Raw genomic sequence first — 21,407 nt, 5'->3', positions numbered from 1 at the left:
ATGAACTGCCCCTACAGGGGTCGCACGATTGCCCGGTTTCGGGCGCGGCGGAGGTGGATGTGATGATGCGTAAGATTTTGGAGACCCCGGCGGTGCTCGCGGCGTGCCTGCTGGCCGTCACGCCCGCGCAGGCGCAGTTCGGCAGCCTGCTCCGCAAGGTGGCGACGCCCGCGCCGAAACCGAGCGAGGAGGGCAATGGCGGCTGCCCCAAAGGCAAGAAGGGCAGCAGCATCGGCCGCAACATCCTTGGCAATGTGTTGAACGACGCGGTCGGCAGCGCGGCGAGCAAGGCCGGCGTTTACAGCTATGTGCCGATTTCGGAGGTCAGCGGGACGCTCACCGATGCGATCGCCTGCCGCCTCGATCCCGCCGAGCAAGTGCAAGCCGCGGCGGCGACCGAGGAGGTCACCCGCGGAGAAGAGGTCGGCGCGACCGCGAACTGGACGAGCGAAACGCGTCAGAATGTCAGCGGCTCATCGACTATCGCGGCGAAGAACGAACTCGCCGACGGCTCGCAGTGCATGAGCGTCACCGATATCGTCATCGTAGAGGGCGAGGAAACGCGCGTGTCGAAACGGATGTGCAAGGGACCGGGCCAGGCGCGCTATGTCCTTGCGGCGTAGAGCCTTCCGCATCACGGCGGCGGCGGGACTGATCGCGTGCCTGACCGGGGCAGCCAAGCCCGCGATCGACCCCGCGAACCCGACCTGCCCGCTGGCCCCCGACTGGTCGGCGAATACGACGATGAAGCTGACACCCGTCGCCAAGAAGAACGGCAAGGTGCTGCTCGCCGAGGGGCGGATCGATTCGGGGCTGCCTGACCGGCTCAAGGCCGCGCTCGCCGCCAACCCCGACGTCAGCGAAGTGTGGCTGCGCTCGCCCGGCGGCGACGCGCGCGCGGGCAATGCCGCGGGGCGGATCATCCGCTCGAACTTCGGGCTCACGACGCGCATCCCGGCGGGTTGGGCCTGTTTCAGCGCGTGCAACTTCATCTTCATGGGCGGTCAGCCGCGCGTGATCGATCCCGGCGGGCTGTTCATTGTCCATATGTTCACGCGCACCGGCGACCGCAGCGCGATCGACATGAGCGTCGCGATGGGCACCGACGCGACCAAGGAGCTGATCGGCGACATCGAACAGGATGCCGCTTTGCTCGCGAGCGAGGACAATGATTTCCTGATCCGCATGGGGGTGTCGCGCAAGCTGCTGACCGAGGTGATGTACCAGCAAAAGGCGCTGGCGAACGCCGAGGACAAGTCTACGCGGCGCTGCCTGACGCAGGCCGAGGTGAAGGCCTATAACGTTGCAAATAACAACGAATAGGATAGGCTGCGCCTCAAATACAGGAGAGGCTGCCATGAACGAGATGACGCACGATCACGCCACATTCCGGTCGATGATCGACGGGACGCAGGAAGATTGGGACATTATCGCGCGCGAGCAGAAGGAGTTCGCGCCGAACAATGGCAAGCGCATCCTCGATCATCTGAAGCTGCTCGGCGGCGATTATGGCGGTTTTCCGGTCGACCGGCTCGAACATTGCCTGCAGACCGCGACGCGTGCGCATCGTGACGGCCGCGACGAGGAATATGTCGTGATGGCGCTGCTCCACGACATCGGCGACACGCTGGGCGCGTTCAACCATCCCGATGTCGCGGCGGCGATCCTGAAACCCTTCCTGTCAGAAGAAAATCTGTGGATCGTCCAGCATCATGGCGTGTTCCAGGGTCATTATTTCTTCCACTATCTCGGGCTCGACCGCGACATGCGCGACCAGTTCAAGGATAGTCCGCATTATGCGGCGTGCGCCGAATTCTGCGAGAAATATGACGCGCCGGCGTTCGACCCCGATTATGACAGCGAGCCGCTGGAGTTTTTCGAGCCGATGGTCATGCGCCTCTGCTCCTATCCGCGCACCAGCATCTACAAGAAGGTGATGGTCGAGGAAGCGGCGGAGTAGATTGCATTAGCAGTTCGTCATCCCGGCGAAGGCCGGGATCTCGACGGTGAGTCCCCGGCCTTCGCCGGGGTGACTACGGCGGTTGGAGCGGGAGTTACTTCCCCTTGAACTCGGTCTTGCGCTTCTGCTGGAACGCCATGATGCCCTCCATCGCGTCGGTGGTGCCGCCCGCGACGAACTGGCCCTTGGCTTCGGTATCGAGCGTGGTCGCGAAATCCTGTGTCAGGCCGTCACGCAATATCTTGCGCATCGTGCCGAGCGCGATGGTCGGGCCGTTCGCGAGCCGCGTTGCGAGCGCCCGCGCCTCGGTCATCAGGTCGGCATCGTCGACGCATTTGTAGATCATGCCCCAGTCGGCCGCCTGCTCGCCGCCGATCTTTTCGCCCAGCATCATCATTTGCAGCGCGCGCGGGACACCGACGAGGCGCGGCAGCAGCCACGACGAACCGCCATCGGGAACGAGGCCGATGTTGACGAAGGCCTGAAGGAAATAGGCGCTCTTGCCCGCGATCGTGAAATCGCCCGACAGCGCGAAGCTGCATCCGACGCCCGCCGCGGGGCCGTTCACTGCGGTGACGACCGGAATGTCGAGGTTGGCGAGCGCGAGCAGCATCGGGTTGTAATGGCCGCGCAGTGCGTTGCGGCTCCGCGCCCCGCCGCCGACGGCACCGCCCGCCGACCGGTCGCCGGCGAGATCGGCGCCTGAACAGAAGCCGCGGCCTTCACCGGTGATCAGCAGCGCGCGCGCGCCGATGCCCGGCAGATGGTCGAGCGCTTCGCGGATATCATCGGCCATCGCGGGCGGCATCGAATTGAGCCGATCGGGTCGGTTGAGCGTGATCGTCGCGACATGGTCGGCGAGTTCGAGCTTGATCGTGTCGAAGGTCGGAAGGGTCATGGGGAAGAATCCTCTCGCGGGTGCTTTACCTTTACGTTCACGTAAAGTTGTGACTCATTTGGGAGGCGAGTGCAAGAGGGAAGGGCGGCAAGATCGGATCGACGACTTCGCGCACCCGAAGGGCCGCCGCCGCCGCGAAGGGAGGCGTCGTCCGAAGAATGTCGCGTGCCCGGACCGGGCGTCTTATCGGCCTTGACGGGATTACAGATCGCGGCAAGATGGCGGGATTGTTCGGGGGGAATTTTATGCATTACCAGCGGTTTGTGCTTGTTGGTCTCTCTTGCGTCGCTTTGTCAGCCTGCGGCGGCGGAGGGGGCGGGGGCCTCACATCCACGCCGCCGCCACCCGCCCAGCCCAATGCCTCGCTTGCGAATTTGAGGGTCAGCGAGGATTTCGTCGGCCGCGCGGGGGTTATGCAATATAATGTTCTGCGATCGACCGGAGGCGCAACGCAGCGTGCAGCGGCTCTAAATTCGAGCGCCCTGGTGCGATATGACGCGAGCACGCAATCCTATACGGTGGTGGGGATCAACCTGCCTCAGTCCACGTTCGCGGCGGCGAACAGACAGTCTGGCGAAAGCACTCCGGTCATTTCGGTTTACGAAAAGGTCAGCGGTAACAAGCGCGAAAATCTCGCCCTGTTCAACCCCGGTGCCGCCAACACGGAGCTTGCGTTGACATATGCGAGTTACGGAGCGCTGCAGACGATCGTCGATAAGGGGGCGAACCTCGATGTCGACACGGCGTTCTTCACCTTCGGGGTGCAGACGGCCGCCAGCGATATGCCGCGGACCGGGACGTCAAATTATCGTACGAGGATCGACGGACAGTTTTCGGATGCTGCCGGTGTATATGCCCTTTCGGGTCCCAGCACATTCTCCGCAAATTTCGGAGCGGGAACATTCGCTTTCGACATGGATCTGACAGGACAGAATGTGGTCAATGGCAGCCGGAAAAGCCTTGGCACGCATAGCATCGACGGATCGATCAGCATGGGCAACCAGTTCAGCGGCAACACAAGCGGCGGCGGCACCTACTCGGCCAATCTGGGCGGCTATTTTTACGGTCCCGCGGCGGCGGAAATGGGGGGAAGCTTTTCACTCGTGGGGGGAGGCGGCGTTGGCGCCGGCGCAGTCGTCGGGAAAAAAGAGTGACGCGCTCGCTCGGGCGTTTCGGCGGCGTCGATGTCGTCGGCCATGGCAGATTCCCGGCGTTGCAGCATGCGCGGTAAACGGCTTCTAGCCAAGCTTTAGCCGGTCATTCGCTGCCCAGCCGCACGAACCGCATGTCGCCCTCCGCGCGATGCAGGGTAAGCCCGCGCTCGGTCTTCTCTGCACAGGCGCCCTCGAAATTCACGACACCGATATCGTTGGGGACGATGATGACGCGCAGCTTGCCGCCATCGGCTTCGGCCAGCTCGAAACGCGGCGCCGTGATGCCATAGATCGGTTCGCGCACCTCGACCCAGCGCGGGATGCGCTTGTCGTCTTCGGGCATCGTCCAGCCATAGGTCTGGGTGTAGTCCTCCATAGGATCGCCGCTGTCGAAACCGATCGTGAAATCGACCCCCGGAATCCCTTTGCCGCCCGGCCAGGTGACGAGCAGGGTAGGGACGGCGCCCTCTACTTCGACCAGCGCGCCCTTCTCCAATGCGGGCGGCACCGGCTTGGGATCGGTGGTGAGGCAGATCATGTCGCCGCGAACTTCCCAGCGTCCCTCGGCTTGCTCGTCGAGCGCCCCCGCGGCGAGCATATATTGGAAGCGACCGTCATTGCGGATCAGCAGCCCGCCGCCGACGTCGGGGCCTTCGGCGAGGCTATATTCGCCGACGAAGGGTGAAGACTGCGCCGCGGCAGGGGCGGCGATCAGGGCGACGGCAAGCGAGGCCAGGGCGAGCGGGGTGCGCATAGCGGCGATCATGCGGCCATCGGCGTGCGCGCGCCAGCCCCTTTCCACATCCCGCCCCACCTGCTAGGCGCCCGCGCCATGTCCCAGAAGCACCCCGACCGCCGTACCTTCGCCATCATCTCGCATCCCGACGCGGGTAAAACGACGCTGACCGAGAAATTGCTCGTCGCCGGCGGCGCGATCCACATCGCGGGCGAGGTCAAGGCGCGCGGACAGGCGCGGCGTGCGCGCTCCGACTGGATGAAGATCGAACAGCAGCGCGGGATTTCGGTGACCTCGTCGGTCATGACCTTCGAACATGCGGGACTCGTCTTCAACCTGCTCGACACCCCGGGCCACGAGGATTTCTCGGAAGACACCTACCGCACGCTCACCGCCGTCGACAGCGCGGTGATGGTGATCGACGCCGCGAAGGGCATCGAGCCGCAGACGCTCAAGCTGTTCGAAGTGTGCCGCCTCCGCTCGGTGCCGATCATCACCTTCATCAACAAGGTCGACCGCGAGGGCTTGCCACCGTTCGAACTGCTCGACGAGGTCGCCGACCGTCTCGCGCTCGACGTCTGCCCGATGAACTGGCCCGCGGGCATGGGCGGGCAGTTCGAAGGAATCTACGACCTCGTCGATCCGGCGATCATGAAGCCGGGCGGCGACGCCTCGCGCATGTACGAAGGTCACCGCGCGAAGGTTGCGGGACTCGACGACCCGGCGCTGGCAGCGGAGCTTTCGGAGCGTGGGCTCGCGCACCTCAAGGAAGAAACCGAGCTGGCGTCGGCTTGCTATGCGCCCTTCGATGCCGCGGCTTACCGCGCTGGCGATCTGACGCCGGTCTATTTCGGATCGGCGCTGAAGGAATTCGGTGTCATCGACCTGTTGTCGGCGCTGGCGAACCACGCACCCGGACCGCAGCCGCAGCCTGCCGAACCCGCACCGGTGCAGCCGGACGACGACGCGGTGACCGGCTTCGTGTTCAAGGTGCAGGCGAACATGAACCCCGCGCACCGTGACCGCATCGCCTTCATGCGGCTGTGTTCGGGCAAGTTCGAACGCGGGATGCGGCTGATGCAGGGCGGCACGGGCAAGGCGATCGCGATCAGCCGCCCGATGCTGTTCCTCGCGCAGGACCGTGAGATGGCCGAGGAAGCCTTTCCGGGCGACATCATCGGCATCCCGAACCATGGCACCTTGCGCGTCGGCGATACTTTGTCCGAACGCACCGACATTACGATCACGGGGCTGCCGAACTTCGCCCCCGAACTGCTGCGCCGCGTCGCGCTCGTCGATCCGACGAAGACCAAGCAGCTGCGGAAGGCGCTCGACGATATGGCGGAGGAGGGGATCATCCAGGTCTTCTATCCCGAAATCGGGTCGAACATGATCGTTGGCGTCGTCGGGCAACTGCAGCTGGAAGTGCTGATCAGCCGTCTCGATGCCGAATATAAGGTCGAGGCGAAGCTCGAGCAGTCGCCGTGGGACACCGCGCGCTGGATCGCGAGCGACGATGCGGCGGCGCTGAAAGCGTTTCAGGCCGATCATCGCGGCGCCAGCGCGACCGACCGCGACGGTGCGCCGGTGTTCATGGCGAAGGATGCGTGGGAGGTCGGCTATGTGACGCAGCGCCACCCGGCGATCCGGTTTACGGCGACCAAAGAACGGCGTTTCGCGGTGGCCGACTAAATCAGGCTAAGCAGGTCGGCGGGTGCCGCCTCAACCTCGTCCTCGTCATCCTCTTCCCCCTCGAACTTGCTCAGCGTGACGCCGAGCAGGCGGATGCCCTGTTCGGTCGGGAGCAGGGGCGCGAGGATCGCTTCGCCCGCGGCGAGCAGCGAATTGCCATCGAGGATCGGCGCGGCGACCGACTTCGCCCGCGTGATCGTCCGGAAATCGGCGTAGCGCAGCTTGAGCGTCACCGTACGGCCGCGCGCGCCCTTTTTCGCCGCCCGGTCCCAGACGACGGTGCAGACATGCGCGAGCGCCTCGCGGATTTCGGTGTCGGTGATCAGATCGTTGAAGAAGGTCCGCTCGCCGCCCAAGGATTTCAGCGGCCGGTTCGACTTGACGCGGCGATGGTCGATCCCGCGCGCGAGGCGGAAGAGCCATTCGGCGCTGTTGCCGAAATGCTCGGCGAGCCACATCGGGTCCTTGTCCGCGAGATCGGCGCCCGAGAAGACGCCAAGCCCTTCCATCTTCGCCGCGGTCACCGGGCCGATGCCGTGGAAGCGGCGGATCGAGAGCGTCTGGACGAAGGCGGCGCCCTTGCCGGGCGGGACGATCGTGATGCCGTCGGGCTTGTTCTGATCCGAGGCGAGCTTGGCGATGAATTTATTGTACGAGACGCCGGCGGAGGCCGTGAGGCCGGTTTCTTCGCGGATGCGCTGGCGGATCAGTTTCGCCGCCGCGGTCGCGCTGCCAAGCCCGGCCTTGTCGGCGCTTACGTCGAGATAGGCTTCGTCGAGTGACAGCGGTTCGACCTCGTCGGCATAGTCGCGGAAGATCGCGCGAATCTGGTGCGAGATGTCGCGATAGACCTCGAAGCGCGGGGGGACGAAGATCAGGCCGGGGCACTGGCGCTTCGCGGTGATGCTGGGCATCGCCGAGCGGACGCCGAACTTGCGCGCTTCATAGCTGGCGGCGGCAACGACCCCGCGCCGCGACGAACCCCCGACCGCGACGGGCTTGCCGCGCAGCGACGGATCGTCGCGCTGTTCGACCGAGGCATAAAAGGCATCCATATCGACATGGATGATCTTGCGGACCGGGGCATCCGCGCCGTCGTCAGGTCCATGATCGTCGCCGTCTTGCACGGCGCATCTTTAGCATGTTGCCATGATGTTCTCAATGGCGCGCTTGACGAAGCGCTTGACGCAAAGGTGGCAAAATGGCAATCGCCGCCGACCTTGGGAATGCGGGTATAGCATAGTGGTAATGCTCTAGCCTTCCAAGCTAGCTAGGCGGGTTCGATTCCCGCTACCCGCTCCACCAAAATCATGCATCGATGACGGGGTAATTCCGGGCTTTGGCTGGCAGCCTTTTTGCGCCGGCAAGGCTCCGGAACCCGCCGCGACATGCCGGCGTTATCGATCTGCCTGAACCGATGCACAGCCGGACAGAATCGCGTTGTTTGCGCGGCGTCGCTCGGCTTGGACCGGCCGGGTGGGGGGCATCAACGATCAGGAGAATTCCTATGTCCCCATCTCTGAAAAAACTAGCACCCGTGGTTGTGATTTTGACCGCTTCCCTGGGTCTGGGCGGCTGTGCGACGAAAGGCTTCGTACGCGAGCAGGTCGCCGTCGTCAGCCAGCGCGTCGATGCGCTCGAAGCGCAGTTGCAGGCGACCGACGCCACCGCGAAACAGGCATTGACCGAAGCGCAGGCCGCATCTGGACAGGCGCAGAATAATGGCCAGCGCCTCGATCAGCTCAACGGCCGCGTCGATGGCATCGAGCAGCGGATGCAGCAGGCCCAGGCGAAGCGGCCGCGCAATTGATGCGGCACGGCCGTAATTGCTGAGATCCTGATTTTCGGCGCCGTCGCCCGCGGGCGACGGCGCCCTTCATTCGAGTGCATCGACCTATGATCAAAGTCTTCGCGGCGCTGGCGGGATTTGCGCTGACCGTTCCGGTGTCCGCGGCGTTGTCGGAGCCTGCAGCGTCAGGGCCGGCGGCGTCGCAGGTAAGTGGTGCCGAAACCCCGGATGCGGAACCCCGCTCGGAAGCCGCGACGCGGGTCGCCGATTGGGTAGCCGCGTCGGGCGACAATGGCGCCTTGCCATACATCATCATCGACAAACCTGCGGCATCGATGTTCCTGTTCGATGCCAAAGGGAAATTGCTCGGCCGCGCCCCGGTGCTCATCGGCGTCGCGCCCGGCGACGAGGCCACTCCGGGGATTGGATCGAAGGATCTCGCCGAGATCGGCCCCGCCGAGCGGACCACGCCCGCCGGGCGTTTTCTGGCGAAATTCGGGATCGCGGCGGGACGGCAGAGGGTGCTCTGGGTCGACTATGCCACGTCGGTGGCGCTCCATCCGATCCCGAAGGGCAGCCAGAAGGAACGCCGCCGCCAGCGGATGTTGTCGCCCGGCATCGACGACAACCGCATCACGTTCGGATGTATCAACGTCCCCTTGGCGCTCTATAACAAGAGCGTTCGTCCGCTTTTCCAGAAGAAGGGTGGATATGTCTATGTGCTGCCCGACACCAAGCCGCTCGAGGCGGTCTTTCCGCTCTTGCGCGTTCAGCCGCGCCCCAGTGCGGCCGCTTCCTGAGGTGCCGGTGGCTCGGCCATTGCGCTCGTCGACGCCTCTATGGGTTATCCAGCCGGTTCGACGCCGAGCAGCTCGACCGTGAACAGCAGGGTTGCGCCGCCGGGGATCGGGCCCTTGCCGACGGGGCCGTAGGCGAGCTGCCAGGGGATCGCGAGTTCGACCTTATCGCCCACGCCCATCAGCGCGACGCCTTCCTGCCAGCCTTCGATCACGCGGTTGAGCGGGAAGCTCGTCGGTTCGCCGCGCCGCACCGAGCTGTCGAATTCGCGGCCATCGGCAAAGGTGCCGACATAATGGACGGTGACGTTATCGGCCGGGCCGGGGTGTGCGCCGCTGCCGTCGCCCGCGATCCGGCGCCACCGCAGCCCGCTGGGCGTCACGCGCCAGCCGTCGGCGCCGTGGCGTTCGGCGAGCGCCGCCATCTGTTTGTTGAGGTAAGCGGTGCCTTCGGTGGGCGGTGTTTCGGCCTGCTGGGCGGAGGCGGCGGCCGGAATGCAGCTGCCCAATGCGGCAGCCGCGAGCAGCCGGTTCAAAGACGATAGATACATGAGAACTCCCTCGATCGTTGCACGCATAAACGCATCGCGGGCCGAATAGGCAATAGCCTATCGGTCGCGACATCGAGGAGCGGCAGGAACCTTCGTTGGCATCCCTCGTTTCACCTTCGTACACATCAATCAGAGACTTGAGGCGCGGCCACCGGCCGTTTCGCCATTCGGAAGACCTGTTTCGCGGGCTTTCGAAGCCGGTGCCGGGCGTCCTGCTCTGGACAATCGAAGGAGACAACAGATGTTCAAATGGGCTTTGATCTTTGCGGTGATCGCGCTGGTCGCGGCAGTGCTCGGCTTTGGCGGCGTCGCGGGTGCCGCGGCGGGGATTGCCAAGATCCTGTTCTTTGTCGGCCTTGCGCTCGTTGTCCTGTTCCTGATCCTCGGATCGGCGGCGGCGCGAAAGATCACATAAAAAATTCGGACGCCGCGGGAACCACGTCGAACCTGCGGCGTTTCATTGATCTACTCGATCGAAAGAGAAGGTAGAATCTGGTTCCTGTCTTCGGACGGAACCTAGGGAGCCCCGCCGCAGAAATGCGACGGGGCTTACCTGTTTCTGGCTACTCGATCCCATGCCGTTAGTTCATGGCTTGTCGCCCAAATGGTGCTGGATTTCGGGCCGCGAATCCGTCACTTACCGCGCACCAAAGGAACGGCGGCCGCGGGGCCGACAGGGGGATCGATGTCGAAATATCTGATACCGGCGGCGCTCGCCGGCGCGATGCTGGTCATGCCGGCGGCGGCGAAGGAGCGTTACGACGCGACGATCGTCCGGACGAGTTACGGCATCCCGCATATCACGGCAAAGGACTGGCGCGGCGCGGGCTATGGCGTCGGCTATGCCTATGCGCAGGACAATCTGTGCATGATCGCCGAGGAATTCGCGACGGTCGCGGGCGAGCGGTCGCTTCATTTTGGCCCCGAAGCCAAAGCGGTGCTGGGCTTTGCCCCCGTCGACAATCTGTCGTCCGATTTATTTTTCCGGTCGGTCATCGACCTGCCGCGCCTGCAGGCGGGCGCGAAGGCGCAGGGGCGCGAAGTGGCGCTGACGACCGACGGTTATGTCGCCGGTTATAATCGCTGGCTGCGCGAAATCGGGCCCGAGGGCGTGCCCGAGGCGTGCCGCGGCAAGGCGTGGGTGCGGCCGATCACGACCGACGACCTGCTGCGGCTCAACGAAAAGAACATGATCCTGGGGACGCTGGCGCTGGCGAGCGGCATCGCCAATGCCGCGCCGCCGGGCGGCAAGCAGGCCATGCGTCCCGGCGACGCCTTGCCCGGCCAAAATGACGTGGTCATGGGCAGCAACGGCTGGGCGTTCGGCGGCGACGTGACCGCCGACGGCCGCGGCATGGTCATCGGCAATCCCCATTTCCCGTGGACCGGGCCCAACCGATTCTGGCAGATGCATGTGACCGTGCCCGGCAAGCTCGACGTCATGGGGGTCGGGATCGCCGGCTCGCCGCTGCCGATCCTCGGCTTCAATCGCGACGTCGCATGGACGCATACGGTGACCGCGGCGCGGCATTCGACGTTGTTCCAGCTGACGATCGATCCATCGGACCCCACCGCCTATCTGGTCGACGGCAAGTCCGAGAAAATGGCCTCGCGGACGATCAGCGTGCCGATGGGCGGCGGTGCCGCCGCGACGCGCACGCTCTATTCGACACGCTATGGCCCGCTTGTGGTTTTGCCCGCGTCGGGTCTCGCGTGGAATGCCACCACCGCCTTTGCGGTGCGTGAGGGCAATAAGGGCAACCAGCGCGCGCTGGGCACATGGGTGCGCATCGCGCGGGCGCGCAATGTCGGCGAGGTCCGGGCAGCGGTCGAGCAAACGCTGGGCATTCCCTGGGTCAACACGATCGCCGCCGACCGCAACGGCGACGTGCTGCACGCCGATGTGACGGTGGTTCCCAATTTGTCGGCGGAGAAGATGAAAGCGTGCGCGACCCCGCTGTCGGCGCTGTCCGCGGATCGAATGACGCTGCTCGACGGCGCGCGATCGTCGTGCGACTGGGATACCGCACCGGGGACGCCCGTTCCCGGAATGATGCCCGCCGCGTCGCAGGCGGTCTATGCGCGGCGCGACTATGTCGCGAACAGCAACGACAGCTACTGGATGAGCAACGCCAAGATGCCGCACGCGCCGCTGTCGCCGATCCTCGGCCGCGCGGAGAGCCTCTTGTCGCTGCGCACGCGGTCGAACTTTATCGAACTCGATCGCATGCTGAACGGCGAGGGGGGCAAGCCGGGGGTCAAGGTCGATCATGCCGCGGCGAAGGAACTGACCTTTGCCAACAAGAGCCTGGCGGCCGAGCTGGCGATGGACCGGTTGCTGGGCCTCTGCCGCGGCAAGTCCGACGTCGCGCGCGGATGCCAGGCGCTGGAAGGATGGGACCGCCGGTTCGACGTCGACAGCCGCGGCGCCTATCTGTTCACCGTCTTCTGGAAAGCGGCGAGCCGTATCCCCGACCTGTGGGGCGTGGCGTTCGACGTCGCCGATCCCGTTCATACGCCCCGCGACATGGTGACGACCGGCGACACCGCGACGAAGCTGCTCGCCGCGCTGGGCGCCGCGACGGCGCAGCTCGACAAGGAGGGGATCGCGCTCGACGCGCGCTGGGGTGATGTCCAGTTCGCGCCGCGCGGCAAGGAACGGATCGCGGTGCATGGCGGCGAGGGCGGTGCGGGCGTGCTCAACTTCCAGGCGTCGAACCCGGTGCCGGGCGGCATCACGCCGTATCATGGGTCGAGCTATATCCAGATCGTCGGGTTCGATGACGCCGGTCCCGTCGCCGATGCGGTGCTCAGCTATTCGCAGTCGCCCGATCCGGCCTCGCCGCATTTCGCCGATCAGACGCATCTCTATTCGGAAAAGAAATGGCATCGCCTGCCCTTCGGTACGGCGGAAATCGCCGCCGATGCGGCCGGCAAGCCGGTGCGGATCAGGGAGTGACGGCGCCGTAGCCGGGCGCGGGGGCGCGCCGATTTTCTCCCACCCGTGTCAATTCGGGGGCGAACCGAAGGCAGGGCTCCGATCGTGGCGGATCGATGGATGCTGCGGTACGTTGCTGGGGACAGGGTAGATTCCCTTGGACGGAGAATGACATGGTCATGCTAAGGAAACTCGCAATATCACTCGCCGCAGCGTCTATGATCGTCGCGCCTGTTGTCGCCTCTGCAGCGCCCGTCGCGCGCGCTGCGTCGGGCTCGGACGGCCAAAACGAACTTGAGGGCAATTCGAGCTGGATCATCGGGCTTGTCGGCCTGCTGGTTGGCATCGGCGCGATCATCCTGGTCGCCGACAAAGACGACGATTCCCCCGTAAGCCCATAGGGTCATATTCGCGGGAGGGCAGCCGGACCAGCACGGGTTGCCCTCTTTCAACACTCTGCCGCGCGGCATGAACGGCCGACCTGTTCAGGCCGCGCGGTGCCATTGCCAGCCGGTCGCTGATTGCGGATTGGCGGGCAGTGAGGGACGGGCGGCGGAGATTCGGCAGCGATGGCAGGGGGATATAAGGCAGCGGCGGCCTTGGGTGTGGCGCTGCTTTGGGGATGTAGCGGTGCAGCTACAGAAGGTTCCGACGGCAAGGCAGTCGCGGCGCAGGTCGTTCAAGAAGGCCAGGGGAAACCCTATGCCCTGCTGGGCAGCGAGGTTTGGGACGTGCCTGATCCGGTTTCGGGTCGGGTTTATCAGGTCTTCGTCAGCCTTCCGTCCTCTTATGCAAAGGATCCACAACGCGCCTATCCGGTGCTCTACGTCACTGATGCCGACTATGCCTTCCCGGTCGTCCGGCAAATTGCTCGGCGATTGAACGTCGAAGGCCCGAAGGTGCAGGAGTTCATTCTGGTCGGCTTGTCCTATGCCAAGGGCGACGATCCGGTGCAGAGTCGGCGGCGTGACTATACCCCGACCGCCGAAGGGCCGAGCGACGCGCCGGCCGACGCGGTCCACGGCGGGGGCGCCGCATACCAGACCTATTTGCGCGATCAGGCTATGCCTTTTGTTGCGCGCCGCTATCGAACCGATTCCCGGCAAAAGCTGTTTCTCGGCCATTCCTACGGTGCCCTTCTGGGGACACAGATATTGTTCACCGAACCCGAAATGTTCAGCGGCTATATCCTGGGAAGCCCGTCGCTTTGGTACGGCAAGCGGCATATGTTCGCGCTGGAAAAGGCCTATGCGGCAGCAAACCGCGACATGCCGGTGAAAGTCTATGTCTATACCGGCGAATATGAAGCGGCGCGCGCCGCCGATCCGCGCTTCAACAAGCGCGTGGATATGGTTGGGGACAGCAATGCGCTGGTCGAAATACTGAAACGGCGCGCCTATCCGGGGCTGCAAATCCGGGCGGACGTGCTGAATGACGAGGACCATGTGTCGGTCGCGCCGCGCGGCTTCACCAAGGGGATGACTTATCTGCTCCCGGTGCCGCTTGCGGCGAAATGAACGGCAGGGGGTTTTTGCGACAGTTTGCGACAATTTTCCGTCGATCCGGCACGTCGCTGGGACAAACCGCGCCTAGAACGGCTTCATCGGGTTCCGGCTCATTCCCGGACAGACCCATGAAGGAGTTCGTTACGTGAACAAGAAAACCTCGCTCTTTACGCTCGCCGCCGCATTGGTGGCCGTGCCCGTTCTTGCCGCACCCGGCGCCGACGGCAATGCCGTGCAGACCCGAGCCGACGCGCAGGCCCGGGCTACGCAGATGTTCGCCAAGATGGATGCGAACAAGGATGGCAAACTCGACGCCACCGACCGCGCCGCGCAGCGTGCCGAGCGGCAGGCGAAAATCTTCGCCAGCCTCGACGCCGACGGCAATGGGAGCATCAGCAAGGCCGAATGGGACAAGCATGGCGCCGATCGTGCCGCCAAGCGCGCCGAACGCGGTGAAAAGCGTGCCGAAGCCGGTGAAGCCGGCGAAGGCAAGCGTCACGGCATGCGCGGCGGTCATGGCAAGCGCGGTGGTCACCACGGCATGGGCGGCCGCATGATGGGCAAGGCCGACACCGATGGCGACAAGGCGATCAGCCAGGCCGAGTTCCAGACCGCTGCGCTGGCGCGTTTCGACGCCGCTGACGCGAACAAGGATGGTCAGGTGACCGCCGAGGAACGTCAGGCCCAGCGCGGCGCATGGCGCGCCAAGCGCGGCGCGGCTCCGGCCGCTCCCGCGAGCCAGTAAGCCATTTGGCAGGGACTCGGCGGCAAAGCGTAGGGCCTTCCTCCCCTCCCGGCATTGCCTTTGGCGCCGGTCCCTGTCAGCTATCGCCCATCGGCCCCCCCGGCCGGTGGGCGAACTAGCATTTCTTTTGACGGAAACCCGATGACCGATAGCGACACGCCCCGCATCCTGCTGATCGATGACGAGCCGTCGATCCGCGAGCCGCTGGGAGAATATCTGACCGCGCAGGGTTTTGCGGTGACCGACGTCGCGAGCGCCGCCGAAGCGCGATCGGTGCTGCGCGCGCAGGGCGTCGACCTGGTCGTCAGCGACATCATGATGCCCGGCGAGGACGGCCTGTCGCTGACCCGCCATTTGCGCGAGACGAGCAGCATTCCCGTCATCCTGCTGACCGCGCGCGCCGAGGATACCGAGCGGATCATCGGGCTGGAGATCGGCGCCGACGATTATGTCGTCAAACCCTTCAACCCCCGCGAGCTGGTCGCGCGCATCCGCACCGTGCTGCGCCGCACGCAGCAGGGCGGGCGCGCGCTCGATCCGGGCGGCACCTATTATGCTTTTGGCGACTGGGTGCTGCGCGAAGTCGAGCGCGTGCTGGTCGATGGCGAAGGCAATGAGGTCGCGCTGTCGTCGGGCGAATATCATCTGCTCCACGCGCTGGTCCGCCATCCGCGGCAGGTGATGAGCCGCGACCGCCTGCTCGACATGGTGCGCGGGCGCGAGGCCGATATCTTCGACCGCGCGATCGACAATCTGGTCAGCCGGCTGCGCAAGAAGATCGAGGTCGACGCCGCGCATCCGCAGATCGTCAAAACGGTGTGGGGCGGGGGCTATACGCTGGCGTGCGAGGTCAAGCGGATGGGCCCGGCGGCGTGAAACTGCGGTTGTGGCCCAAAAGCCTTGTCGGCCAGCTCGTCTTTGCGGTCGCGGTGATGCTGTTCGTCGCGCAGGCGATCAATTTCGTGCTGCTGTCGCGCGGGATGCGGCAACAGACCCTGGCGCACGGCGGCGGCATGGCCGTCGCGCGGATCATCGATGCGATCGAGCGCGACCGGCGCGGCGACTTCAGGCCGCCGCGGAACGAACGCGAGCGGCACGAGGCGCGCGAGCGTGCCCAGAAGCTGGTGATCTCCGATCATCCCCCCCCGATCTCCGTCGGCGCCGTCCGGGTGCCCGACCTTGCCGCCTATGTCGAAGGTTTGCTCGGCGAGACCAATATTCCTGCGACCATGGTCGACGCGTGGGCGCTCCCGCCGCGCGAACGGCAGCGACTGCGCCGGCCCGCCTTTCCAGATCGGGCCGTCATTGTCGTCGCGAAGGTCGACGGGCGCTATTTCGCGGTGCGAACGCGGATTGCTGCGGGCGGCAACCGGCTGCAGGGTTTCCTCGTCTGGCAGACGCTGTCGCTCTATCTGTTGCTGCTGGTTCCGATCATGCTGATCGCGTGGCGCGCGGCGCGGCCGCTGCGCGACCTGACGCGCGCCGCGCGCGCCAATCCGGCGCTGCGCGATGCCGAGCCGCTCGAGGAAGAGGGGCCGTCGGATGTGCGCGAGCTGATCGGTGCGTTCAACGCCTATCGCGGCCGAATTTCGGCGATGCTGTCGGATAAGGACCGGATGCTCGGTGCCGTCGGCCACGATTTGCGCACCCCGCTCGCCAGCCTGCGCGTGCGTGTCGAGCAGGTCGAGGAGGAGACGCTGCGCGACAAGATGATCGCGAGCATCGAGGAAATGACCGCGATGCTGAGCGATATTTTGGCGCTGGCGCGATCGGGTGCGGGAACCGAGGCGCGCGAGCGTATCCCGCTGCGCGAATTGATCGGCGAACTCGCGGCCGATTATCAGGAGCGCGGCAAGGATGTCGAAATCGGCGATATTGCCGACGCCGCCGTGCTGGCGCGGCCGATGCTGCTCAAGCGTGCGCTGCGCAATCTTGCCGACAATGCGATCGCTTATGGCGTGCGGGCGCGGCTGTCGGTTGACACCGACGGAGCATTGGCGCGGATTATCGTTTCCGACGACGGCCCCGGCCTGACCGACGAGCAGATCAAGACGCTGATCGAACCCTTCGCACGCGGCGAACAATCGCGCAATCGCGCGACCGGCGGTGCCGGGCTGGGCCTGTCGATCGCACGCGACATCGCCGAGGGTGAGGGCGGGGTGTTGGCGCTGAGCAATCGTTCCGGCGGCGGTCTCGATGCGGTGATCGCGCTGCCGGTTCAGGCGTAGATCGCGATCGCCTGACTGCCGCTGAGGACGGGTTCCCCGGCGCGGTTCCACAGCATCATGTCCTGCACCGACAGCCCGTGGCGAGCATAGCCCGTCTTGGCTGACAGCAGCCACCAGCCATCGTCGGTCGTCGGCGCGCCGGTGAGCATATTGACCGTCCAGTTCATCGAGCTGATCGGCCCGAATTCGGTGAACAGCGCCATCGCCGCGGGGGGAAGGGCGTCGCCCATCGCGAGCAGCGCGACCGCCGGATGGCACGCGGGCTCCTCGACGAAGCGAACCCAGGTCAGATATTCGCCGACATCGCTTTTCCACCCGAAGCGCGGGCCGGTGGTCGGGCGCATGTCGAAATGGCGCGTGAAAGACGGGCGCGCGTGATGATCGGGCACCGGTGCGAGCGTCTCGGGGGCGGGCGCGTCGGGCACCGACAGGCGATCATGGTCGAGGTGGCTCTTGCGGTCGCCTGAAAAGGCGAAGACCGCAGCGGTGCCGAAGCCCTGATCGCTCGACACGCCGGCGTCGATGAACAGCGAAGATTTCGACTGGCGCAGCACGCGCGTTTCGACGGTGCAATCGCCGCCGACGGGGCCGACGAAGCTGATCTGCGCATAACGCAGCGGCGTGTCGGTCGGGTGGAGCGCCATCGTGCCCGCGAGCGCGACCGCCGAGCTGATCCCGCCATAGGCGGTGCGCCCCTGCATCCATCCTTCGTCGATATGCGCCTTGGCCACGCCCTCTTCGGTGCTCAGTGTCGAGAGCAGCGCGTCGAGCGCGCTGGGAGAGATCGTCATGTTGTCTTCAGTCCTCGATCTGGAAAGTCAGTCCGGCATTGGCCGTCAGCCGCTCGATCAATGCGTCGCCGAGCAGCGCACCCGGGGTCCAGATGCCGCCTTGGCCCTTGTCCGCGAGCAAAGCGATGCCCGTTTCGGCGAGCATCTTCGACGTCGAGCCATAGCCGGGGTCGCGGTCGCCCTGGACGCTTGCACGAACGCTCGTCCCGTCGGGATATTCGCCGACGAAGAGGATGTCGTAGAAGCCGTTTTCGCGCTCTTCCTTGCTCGGGCCTTCGCCCGGCTGGAGCTTGGATTCGCCGAACGGGTTCGCCTTGGCAATCGCTTCCGCCATCGCTTTCCCGGCGTCGCCGATCGTCGTCATCATCATCTCGTCGTAGACGAGGTCCGCGCCCCATGCATGACCGAGCAGGAAGTTGGTGCGGTGGACATTCTTGGTGTTGATCGCCGCCATGACGAAGGGCGCCGTCCACGTTCCCGTCGCGCTGTCATATTCGGGGATCAGCCCGGTCGGCTGAGACGGTCCTTCGAAGCCCGGGGTCAACGCGAACGAGGATTTGAGCAGCAGTGCAAGCGAGGGTTTGCGCGCGATTGCCTTCATCGTTTCGGTGAGGCTGGCGATCGTGCCGCCCGAGGCGCCGCCTGCCATCTTGCGCACGCGGCCCTTGACGCGCGGTGCGGGCTTGCCGTGGCGTTTTACCGCTTCGGCCTGCAGGAAATGGACGCCGAGGTCGAACGGGATGCTATCGAAGCCGCAGCTGAAGGTGATGCGCGCCCCCGATGCCTTGGCCGCGTCCTGATGTTCGTCGATCATCTCGCGCATCCAGCCGGGCTCGCCGCAAAGGTCGGCATAGGCGGTGCCCGCCTTTACGCACGCGGCAACGAGTTCGCCCCCGTAAAGCTGGTACGGGCCGACGGTGGTCAGGATGACCTCGGCGCGCGCCGCCATCGCATCGAGACTCGCCGGATCGCTTGCATCGGCGACGACGAGCGGGGTGTCCTTGGGCGCGCCGATCAGATCACGCACCTCAGCAAGCTTGTCGGCGCTGCGCCCCGCCATCGCCCATTTCGGCGCATCCTTGCGGCCCGCATAATGGGCGGCGACATATTCGGCGACAAGGCGCCCGGTGAAACCGGTCGCGCCATAGACAATGATGTCGAACTCGCGGGTCCCCGCCATGGCTATCCTCCCTTTACGTAAACGTTAAGTGGAGGCTAGCGCAGGCGGGGAAGCTTGCCAAGCGCGAAGGTCTAGCGGCGCCAGAAGGGGCGTTTTTCTAACACTACGGGCGTCCCGATCGCTTCGGCGCGGCCCTCGGCGCGCGCGGCGCGCAGTTCGGCGTCGCTCGCATGCTGCTGTGCCCGATGCGTGGCGAGCTCGTCGCGGCGGCGCTGGCGCAGCGCGTCGTAGCTCCAGCGCGTGTGGCCATAGCCGAAGAGGCAGAGCAGGCCGCCCGCGATCGCCAGATTCTTCATCGCCGCCATCGCCTGCACCGGGTCGGTGAACTCGCGGTGGAAGAAGAGGATGGTGGCAAGGACGAAGCCCGCGAGCAGGATCGACACTAGGCGCACGGCGATGCCGAGCGCGATGCAGATGCCCGCGATGAGTTCGAACAGGCCGACCGGGATGGCGAGACCACCGGGCAGGCCGGAGGTCGCGATCATCGCGGTGGTGTCGGACACATGGATCAGCTTGTTGATCCCCGACACGATGAAAATCAAGGCAATGAACAGGCGGCCGATGAAGACAGCGATCATGGACATGGGCATTCCTTCCCTAGAGCGCCCCGTCCGCTTGTGCAGACAGGACGCTTGGGGAGGCGATGGGTTCCGCCGGCCTTAGCGCGGGGTGAAGACGAGTTCGGCGACCTCGCAGTCGCTGCAATCGATGGCGCGGAGGGTGGCAGCGCCGGGCCCGGCGGGCAGGTCGACATCGGCGAGCTTGGCGACCTGCCATGCCGTACTCGCGGGAATGGCGACGCCGCGCTCGTCGATGCCGATGCGGCCGCCCTTGGCCGAGCGCACGCGCGCTGTGACGGTCCAGCGGCCGGCCTTCGCGACATCGGCGCTGTAGCGCATATATTCGCCGGTGACGAAATCGCTGACATAGGGCGTGCCGTCGGCGGCGCGCGCAATATCGACGCCGTCGTTGCGGTAGGTCGTGCCATTGTTCCACGGTGTCCGCTCGCCGCCGGTCGCGACGTGGTAATTGGCGTCGACGCTGTCATGATAGGCGACGCCCGGCGGGCCAAGGTCGTAGTCGGCGGCGGCGATGGTCAGCGGTTTGCTGTCCAGTGTGCGGGCGGCAAAGGGCCGATGGCTCGCATCGCGCGGCTGGCGGAACATTGCGTCGATGACGTCGGGCTTCGGGATATTCTTGTCGAAGCGGATGTTTTCGGCGAGCTGCATCATCGCGGCATATGCCTCGTCGGCGCCGGGCTTGGGTCCCTTGCCGGTCATCCACGCGACGATCTGCATCCAACCGTCGCCCGCGACGATCTCGAGCGGCTGGTTGAAGCCGATCTTCTTCCATGGCCAGAAATTCCAACCGGTGCCGTCACCTTCGACGAGCGCGATCGCATCGCGAAACCAGCCATTGCTGTTCTCTCCCGATTCGCCGAGCCAGATCGGGCGATTATAGCTGGTGCGTAGCGCCTTGATCTCGGCGATGCTCGCAGCGTCGTTGCGGTTCCAGTATTTGTGGAAGCTCAGCACCAGATTGGCGTCCCACGCGGGCGGCAGGCCCTTGTAATTATTGCCCCAGCAATTGCCCTCGATGATCACGATATGCTGCTTGTCGACCTGGCGGATCGCCGCAGTGATCCTCTGTTGCAGGCTCCAGACCGCCGTGTTTTCGGTTTCGTCACAGCCATTGCCCTTGCCGGGGGTGGCAAAGCTCCAATTGGGTTCGTTGATCAGGTCGTAGCCGCCGATCCACGGCTCGTCCTTGTAGCGCGCAGCGAGCTTGGTCCACAGCATTACGGTCTTGCGCTGGTTTTCTTCGCTTTGCCAGAGCGACGGTTTGGCGGGGTCGCGGTCGGAGATCGCGAGGTCATTGCCCTGGCCACCCGGCGCGGCGTGGAGGTCGAGAATCAGGTACATGCCGTTCGCCTTACTCCACGCGAGCAGGCGGTCGATGCGTTGGAAACCTTCCTCGTGCCATGTGTCTTCACCGGCTTTGGGTTCCTTGTCGGCGGGCAGGGTGAGCTGGTCGAAATGGATTGGCAGCCGCACCGAGTTGAAGCCCCATTTTGCCATCGCGGCGATGTCGGCCTCGGTCGTGTGGTTGTCGAGCCAGGAGCGGTAGAATTGGGCGGTGCGTTGCTCGCCGACGAGTTCGACGAGTTTCGCGCGGATCTTGTGCTGCTGGCCGACCTCGCCGAGCTTCAGCATATAGCCTTCCTGGAGCATCCAGCCGCCGAGCCCCATGCCGCGAAGGATGACGGGTTTGCCCGATCCGTCGACGATCTGCGTCCCCTCGACCTTCAGAAAGCCTTCGGCGTGCGCGGTGGTGGAGCAAAGCAGTGTGGCGATTGCCAGCGCGACGGCACGGAAGTTCATGGCCTCATCCCCATTTTGATTTATGGGAACGTTATCAATTTTCGCTGTGAGGGCAAGCGCGT

General features: G+C 65.2%; 22 protein-coding genes and 1 tRNA gene. 15 read left to right on the top strand and 8 right to left on the bottom strand.

Going from position 1 to position 21,407, the window contains the following annotated elements:
* The first annotated feature begins 65 nt into the window (after positions 1-65).
* The 3 genes from ASD73_RS02275 to ASD73_RS02265 are packed head-to-tail and all read left to right on the top strand — an operon-like array spanning position 66 to position 1,960.
* Entirely contained in the window at positions 66-623 is a 558-nt protein-coding gene (locus ASD73_RS02275) for a hypothetical protein (RefSeq protein ID WP_056370420.1), read from the top strand.
* Positions 613-1,323, top strand: coding sequence for a hypothetical protein (locus ASD73_RS02270; RefSeq protein ID WP_235534081.1), 711 nt, complete (start codon positions 613-615; stop codon positions 1,321-1,323). The genes ASD73_RS02275 and ASD73_RS02270 overlap by 11 nt, the downstream gene beginning before the upstream one ends.
* A 34-nt stretch (positions 1,324-1,357) precedes the next feature.
* Positions 1,358-1,960: an HD domain-containing protein gene (locus tag ASD73_RS02265; RefSeq protein WP_039574790.1), complete on the top strand. Its 603-nt coding sequence runs from the start codon at positions 1,358-1,360 to the stop codon at positions 1,958-1,960.
* 94 nt (positions 1,961-2,054) lie between these two features.
* Here the strand turns inward: ASD73_RS02265 and ASD73_RS02260 are convergent, their stop codons facing one another.
* Entirely contained in the window at positions 2,055-2,858 is an 804-nt protein-coding gene (locus tag ASD73_RS02260; protein ID WP_056369489.1) for an enoyl-CoA hydratase-related protein, read from the bottom strand.
* A gap of 158 nt (positions 2,859-3,016) precedes the next feature.
* On the opposite strand from ASD73_RS02260, the gene ASD73_RS02255 reads away from it, so the two are divergent.
* On the top strand, positions 3,017-4,012 hold the full coding sequence (locus ASD73_RS02255) for a transferrin-binding protein-like solute binding protein (protein WP_156377259.1): 996 nt from the start codon (positions 3,017-3,019) through the stop codon (positions 4,010-4,012).
* A 103-nt stretch (positions 4,013-4,115) separates the two neighbouring features.
* Here ASD73_RS02255 and ASD73_RS02250 read toward each other — a convergent pair whose 3' ends face one another.
* Positions 4,116-4,814: a hypothetical protein gene (locus ASD73_RS02250; protein WP_056369493.1), complete on the bottom strand. Its 699-nt coding sequence runs from the start codon at positions 4,812-4,814 to the stop codon at positions 4,116-4,118.
* 30 nt (positions 4,815-4,844) lie between these two features.
* Here ASD73_RS02250 and ASD73_RS02245 point away from each other — a divergent pair, with 30 nt between their 5' ends.
* Entirely contained in the window at positions 4,845-6,440 is a 1,596-nt protein-coding gene (locus ASD73_RS02245) for a peptide chain release factor 3 (RefSeq protein ID WP_056369495.1), read from the top strand.
* On the opposite strand, the gene dinB is transcribed toward ASD73_RS02245, so the two are convergent.
* Complete coding sequence (gene dinB, locus ASD73_RS02240; protein WP_082521314.1) at positions 6,437-7,567, bottom strand: DNA polymerase IV; 1,131 nt, start codon at positions 7,565-7,567, stop codon at positions 6,437-6,439. The two genes, ASD73_RS02245 and dinB, sit on opposite strands and share 4 nt — an antisense overlap.
* A 101-nt stretch (positions 7,568-7,668) precedes the next feature.
* On the opposite strand from dinB, the gene ASD73_RS02235 reads away from it, so the two are divergent.
* The 3 genes from ASD73_RS02235 (at position 7,669) to ASD73_RS02225 (ending at position 9,029) form a co-directional block, all read left to right on the top strand.
* A tRNA-Gly gene (locus tag ASD73_RS02235) sits at positions 7,669-7,742 on the top strand.
* 205 nt (positions 7,743-7,947) lie between these two features.
* Positions 7,948-8,250, top strand: a complete 303-nt coding sequence (locus ASD73_RS02230; protein WP_056369497.1) for a hypothetical protein — start codon at positions 7,948-7,950, stop codon at positions 8,248-8,250.
* 86 nt (positions 8,251-8,336) lie between these two features.
* Entirely contained in the window at positions 8,337-9,029 is a 693-nt protein-coding gene (locus ASD73_RS02225; protein WP_056369499.1) for a L,D-transpeptidase, read from the top strand.
* Between the two features lie 44 nt (positions 9,030-9,073).
* Here ASD73_RS02225 and ASD73_RS02220 read toward each other — a convergent pair whose 3' ends face one another.
* On the bottom strand, positions 9,074-9,577 hold the full coding sequence (locus tag ASD73_RS02220; protein ID WP_056370425.1) for an FKBP-type peptidyl-prolyl cis-trans isomerase: 504 nt from the start codon (positions 9,575-9,577) through the stop codon (positions 9,074-9,076).
* 241 nt (positions 9,578-9,818) lie between these two features.
* Between ASD73_RS02220 and ASD73_RS22115 the strand changes: the two genes are divergently transcribed.
* The 7 genes from ASD73_RS22115 (at position 9,819) to ASD73_RS02190 (ending at position 16,993) form a co-directional block, all read left to right on the top strand.
* Entirely contained in the window at positions 9,819-9,992 is a 174-nt protein-coding gene (locus ASD73_RS22115; RefSeq protein ID WP_082521313.1) for a DUF1328 domain-containing protein, read from the top strand.
* A 270-nt stretch (positions 9,993-10,262) separates the two neighbouring features.
* The gene (locus ASD73_RS02215; protein ID WP_056369501.1) at positions 10,263-12,536 is read left to right on the top strand and encodes a penicillin acylase family protein; all 2,274 of its coding nucleotides are present in this window, start codon (positions 10,263-10,265) and stop codon (positions 12,534-12,536) included.
* A 152-nt stretch (positions 12,537-12,688) separates the two neighbouring features.
* Positions 12,689-12,916, top strand: coding sequence for a hypothetical protein (locus tag ASD73_RS02210; RefSeq protein ID WP_156377258.1), 228 nt, complete (start codon positions 12,689-12,691; stop codon positions 12,914-12,916).
* A gap of 168 nt (positions 12,917-13,084) precedes the next feature.
* A complete protein-coding gene (locus tag ASD73_RS02205) occupies positions 13,085-14,032 on the top strand; it encodes an alpha/beta hydrolase (protein WP_082521312.1) in 948 nt (315 codons plus the stop codon).
* Positions 14,033-14,165: 133 nt separating this feature from the next.
* Positions 14,166-14,765, top strand: a complete 600-nt coding sequence (locus tag ASD73_RS02200) for an EF-hand domain-containing protein (RefSeq protein WP_056369506.1) — start codon at positions 14,166-14,168, stop codon at positions 14,763-14,765.
* Between the two features lie 141 nt (positions 14,766-14,906).
* A complete protein-coding gene (locus ASD73_RS02195; protein ID WP_056369508.1) occupies positions 14,907-15,641 on the top strand; it encodes a response regulator in 735 nt (244 codons plus the stop codon).
* The gene (locus ASD73_RS02190; RefSeq protein ID WP_056369510.1) at positions 15,638-16,993 is read left to right on the top strand and encodes an ATP-binding protein; all 1,356 of its coding nucleotides are present in this window, start codon (positions 15,638-15,640) and stop codon (positions 16,991-16,993) included. Before ASD73_RS02195 ends, ASD73_RS02190 begins: the two co-directional genes overlap by 4 nt.
* Here ASD73_RS02190 and ASD73_RS02185 read toward each other — a convergent pair.
* The 4 genes from ASD73_RS02185 to ASD73_RS02170 all read right to left on the bottom strand — a co-directional run bounded on the left by ASD73_RS02185 (position 16,984) and on the right by ASD73_RS02170 (position 21,345).
* On the bottom strand, positions 16,984-17,784 hold the full coding sequence (locus tag ASD73_RS02185; RefSeq protein WP_056369512.1) for an acyl-CoA thioesterase: 801 nt from the start codon (positions 17,782-17,784) through the stop codon (positions 16,984-16,986). The genes ASD73_RS02190 and ASD73_RS02185 overlap by 10 nt on opposite strands.
* 7 nt (positions 17,785-17,791) lie before the next feature.
* Positions 17,792-18,964 carry a saccharopine dehydrogenase family protein gene (locus tag ASD73_RS02180; protein WP_056369514.1) on the bottom strand — a complete coding sequence of 391 codons (1,173 nt, stop codon included), beginning with the start codon at positions 18,962-18,964 and terminating at the stop codon, positions 17,792-17,794.
* 71 nt (positions 18,965-19,035) lie between these two features.
* Positions 19,036-19,548, bottom strand: a complete 513-nt coding sequence (locus tag ASD73_RS02175) for a DoxX family protein (protein ID WP_082521311.1) — start codon at positions 19,546-19,548, stop codon at positions 19,036-19,038.
* 75 nt (positions 19,549-19,623) lie between these two features.
* Positions 19,624-21,345, bottom strand: a complete 1,722-nt coding sequence (locus ASD73_RS02170; protein WP_056369517.1) for a cellulase family glycosylhydrolase — start codon at positions 21,343-21,345, stop codon at positions 19,624-19,626.
* Positions 21,346-21,407 lie beyond the last annotated feature (62 nt).

Source organism: Sphingopyxis sp. Root154 (genome assembly GCF_001427105.1).
Lineage (GTDB): Bacteria > Pseudomonadota > Alphaproteobacteria > Sphingomonadales > Sphingomonadaceae > Sphingopyxis.
This window is presented reverse-complemented; position numbering and strand designations above follow the sequence as displayed.